The following is a 3,640-nucleotide window of genomic DNA, read 5'->3' as shown; positions in this document are numbered from 1 at the left end:
TCGGTGCGCAGGCGCATCAGGCCGCCCTGGTCCTCGATCACGGCGGCCATGCGGCGGGCCATCTCGACCACGCCACCCATGGCGTAGTGCACGCCGAATTCCTTCTCGAGGTGGCTGACGAGGATGTACATCGAGGTGACGTTGAAGGGATCGCCGCCGATGAACAGCGGATGGAAGCTGAGTGCCATGCGCAGGCGCGGATCCTTCACGCGGCTGGCAGCGTGGGCGTGGACCGAGCGGTCCGCGCGGAAGGCGACGAAGCGGGGGATCGCGCGCAGCAGGTCGGCGAAGCGGTGCATGGACCGGCGGCCCATGTCCTCGAACCCGAACCAATAGCGCGCCTCGCTGTCCTTCAGGAAGCGGCGGTAGCCGGCGACGTCGCCCGGCGACAGGCGGCGCACTTCGTCGATCATCGCGTCCGTGTCCTGCCGCGCGCGGAAGGTCGAGCCGTCGGGCCAGCGGATCTCGTAGAACGGATCGAGCGGGCGCAGGTCGACCTCGGCGTGGAAGTCGCGTCCGCAGGCGGCCCAGAGCTCCTTGAATATCTGCGGCACGGTGACGATCGTCGGGCCAAGGTCGAAGCGATGCCCGTCCTTCCAGATCGCCGAGCCGCGCCCGCCGGGCACGTCCAGCCGGTCGATCACGGTGACGCGGTAGCCGCGCGCGCCCAGCCGCATGGCCGAGGCAAGGCCGCCGAGACCGGCGCCGATGACGACGGCGTGGGCGGGCCGGGCGGAGAGGTTGGATTCCATGCGGGTCATGTTTGCCGAGCGTAGCGATGTAAACCTAGCCTGACAATATGGCTATTGTCGCAGAACTGATTGTGTTGATCGCTAGGCATGTGCGGTTTTATATGTCAGACTTGCCTGACACTTCGGGGATGCGCGATGCAGACCACCAGCCTCAGCCTGTTCCGGTTCGCCGGTCCCGGCGCCCGTCTCTGGGCGTTGGGGATGATGGGTGCGGCGCGTCTGGCGATGCCGCGAATCCCCGGCATCGGCTTCTGGAAGCTGTGCGGATCCGGCACGGGCGAAGGGTTCACCCCGGTGCCCGACACCGCCGTCTACGCGATCCTCGCCACCTGGCCCGACGTGGACACGGCGCGCGCGCAGACGGCGCAATCGGCGCTCTACCGCCGCTACCGGCGCCGCGCGTCCGAGCACTGGACCATCTTCCTGACGCCGATCTCGGCCCGTGGTGCATGGGCGTCGTGCGCGCCCTTCATGGTGCAGCCCGATAGCGGGCGCGGGCCGATCGCGGCGCTGACGCGCGCGACCGTGCGCCCGGCCGTCGCCACGCGCTTCTGGCGGCGCGTCCCGGATATCAGCGCCGTGATCGGCGCCGACCCGAACGTGATCTTCAAGATCGGCATCGGCGAGGTGCCGTTGCTGCACCAGGTCACCTTCTCGATCTGGCCCGACACCGAATCGATGGCGCGGTTCGCGCGCCGCGACGGCCCCCATGCCCGCGCGATCCGCGCGGTGCGCGACGAAGGCTGGTTCCGCGAGGAATTGTACGCCCGGTTCCGCGTCGCCGGCGAATCCGGCAGCTGGGAAGGCCGCAGCCCCCTTGTCCCGCAGGAGCAAGCCGCATGAAACAGCCCTTTCCCTTCACCGCGATCGTCGGGCAGGCGGCGATGAAACAGGCCATGGTGCTGACCGCGGTCGATCCCGGCATCGGCGGTGTTCTGGTCTTCGGCGACCGGGGCACCGGCAAGTCGACGGCCGTGCGCGCGCTGGCCGCGCTGCTGCCACCGATCCGCGTGATCGAAGGAAGCCCGACGAACGCCGAGACGCTGGAGGATCATCCCGCTTGGGCCGATCCACGCGTGGATGTCACGACCGAGGTGCCGACGCCGGTCGTGGACCTTCCGCTGGGCGCGACCGAGGACCGCGTGACCGGCGCGCTGGATATCGAGCGCGCGTTGACGCAGGGCGTGAAGGCGTTCGAGCCGGGGCTGCTGGCGCGCGCCAACCGCGGGTATCTTTACATCGACGAGGTCAACCTGCTCGAGGATCACATCGTCGACCTGCTGTTGGACGTGGCGCAATCGGGCGAGAACGTGATCGAGCGCGAGGGCCTGTCGATCCGCCACGACGCACGGTTCGTGCTGGTGGGCTCGGGCAACCCGGAAGAGGGCGAGCTGCGGCCGCAACTGCTGGATCGGTTCGGCCTGTCGGTCGAGGTCCGCTCGCCCGACGATATCGAGGAGCGGATCGAGGTGATCCGCCGGCGCGCCGCCTTCGACACCGACCGCGCGGCGTTCCTGCGGAAATGGGCGGCCGAGGATGCCGCGCTGCGCGCGGCGATCCTGGCGGCCCGCGCGCGGCTGGCCGACGTGGCGACGCCGGATGCGACGCTGCGCGATTGCGCGCAGCTTTGCGTGGCGCTCGGCTCGGACGGGTTGCGGGGCGAGCTGACGCTGCTGCGCACCGCCCGCGCGCAGGCCGCGTTCGAGGGCGCACAGGCGGTGACGCGTGCCCACCTGCGCGCGGTCGCGCCGATGGCGCTGTCGCACCGGCTGCGCCGCGATCCGCTGGACGAGGCCGGGTCGTCGACCCGCGTCACGCGCATGGCGGACGACGTGCTGGCATGATCGAGGACCCGGTCGAAAGCTGGGTCACCGGACAGCTGGCCCTGGCGCTTCTGGCAGTCGATCCGGGTGGCCTGCGCGGCGTGCATCTGCGCGCGCGGGCGGGTCCGGTGCGCGACGCCTGCCTTGCGGGTCTGCCCGAGGCGCTGCGCCCGCTGCGCCGGATCACGCCGTCGATCGGCGACCTGCAGCTGTATGGCGGCGTCGACATCGCCGCCACGCTGGCTGCGGGTGCGGTGCGCCGCAGCGCGGGCCTGCTGGACGCCCCCGCCGTGCTGCTGCTGAGCATGGCCGAGCGCTGCGAGCCGGAACTTGCCGCGCGGCTGGGGCAGGCGCTGGACACCGACGACCACGTCGCGATTCTGCTGGACGAAGGCGCCGAGCCCGACGAACGCGCGCCCGCAGCACTGGTCGAGCGGGTGGCATTCTCGCTGGACCTCGGCGGGCTGCGGGCGATGGACCTCGCCGAAATCGCGCTGGACGCCCGCAACATCGCGCAGGCGCGGACTCGGCTGGACGCCGTGCGGGTGCCCGACGAAGCGGTGACGGCGCTGACGGTGACGGCAGCGCGGTTCGGCATCGGCTCGATGCGAGCACCGCTGCTGGCGCTGGCGGTGGCGCGGGCCAATGCGGCGCTGGCCGGTCGCGGCGCGGTGGGGCAGGACGATCTGGCGCTGGCGGTACAGCTGGTCTACGCGCATCGCGCCACGATGCTACCTGGCGACGCGCCTGAGGATGCACCGCAGGACGACGCCCCGCAGCCGGAGGACGCGCCGGATGATGCGGGAGAGGACAACCAGGCGATCCCGAACGAGATGCTGGTCGAGGCCGTGAAGGCGATGCTGCCGCCCGAGGTGTTGCGGGCGCTGGCGCAGCCGGGGCGTGCCAAGGGCACCGGTTCGGGCGGCGCGGGCAAGCGGCACAAGGGGAACCGGCGCGGGCGGCCGCTGCCGTCGCGGCCGGGATCGCCCGCGCAAGGCCGGATCGACCTTATCGCCACGCTGCGGGCTGCGGCGCCGTGGCAGCCGTTGCGCCGCCGCGCGCGGC

The 3,640-nt window shown here is 71.6% G+C and carries 3 protein-coding genes and 1 pseudogene; 3 read left to right on the top strand and 1 reads right to left on the bottom strand.

Annotated elements, in window-relative coordinates; genetic code table 11:
• Window positions 1–752, bottom strand: a 752-nt coding sequence (gene crtI, locus ACFDTC_RS17795) for a phytoene desaturase family protein (RefSeq protein WP_375260213.1), incomplete at its 3' end; no start/stop codon positions are given.
• 135 nt (window positions 753–887) lie between these two features.
• On the opposite strand from crtI, the gene crtA reads away from it, so the two are divergent.
• The 3 genes and pseudogenes from crtA to ACFDTC_RS17780 all read left to right on the top strand — a co-directional run.
• Entirely contained in the window at window positions 888–1,595 is a 708-nt protein-coding gene (gene crtA, locus ACFDTC_RS17790; protein ID WP_375260212.1) for a spheroidene monooxygenase, read from the top strand.
• The gene (gene bchI, locus ACFDTC_RS17785; protein ID WP_375260211.1) at window positions 1,592–2,596 is read left to right on the top strand and encodes a magnesium chelatase ATPase subunit I; all 1,005 of its coding nucleotides are present in this window, start codon (window positions 1,592–1,594) and stop codon (window positions 2,594–2,596) included. Before crtA ends, bchI begins: the two co-directional genes overlap by 4 nt.
• Window positions 2,593–3,640: pseudogene (locus tag ACFDTC_RS17780) on the top strand (magnesium chelatase ATPase subunit D); the annotation flags it as partial. The gene bchI and the pseudogene ACFDTC_RS17780, both read left to right, overlap by 4 nt.

The sequence above is a fragment of the Citreimonas sp. genome (assembly GCF_042096055.1).
Classification (GTDB): Bacteria; Pseudomonadota; Alphaproteobacteria; order Rhodobacterales; family Rhodobacteraceae; genus Citreimonas.
The sequence above is the reverse complement of the archived record's forward strand: the minus strand, read 5'-3'. Positions and strand labels throughout refer to the sequence as shown.

Excerpts from the sequence above, each read along its gene's own strand:
- bchI (WP_375260211.1), top strand. The coding sequence starts at position 1,592 with ATGAAACAGCCCTTTCCCTTCACCGCGATCGTCGGGCAGGCGGCGATG.
- crtA (WP_375260212.1), top strand. The coding sequence starts at position 888 with ATGCAGACCACCAGCCTCAGCCTGTTCCGGTTCGCCGGTCCCGGCGCC.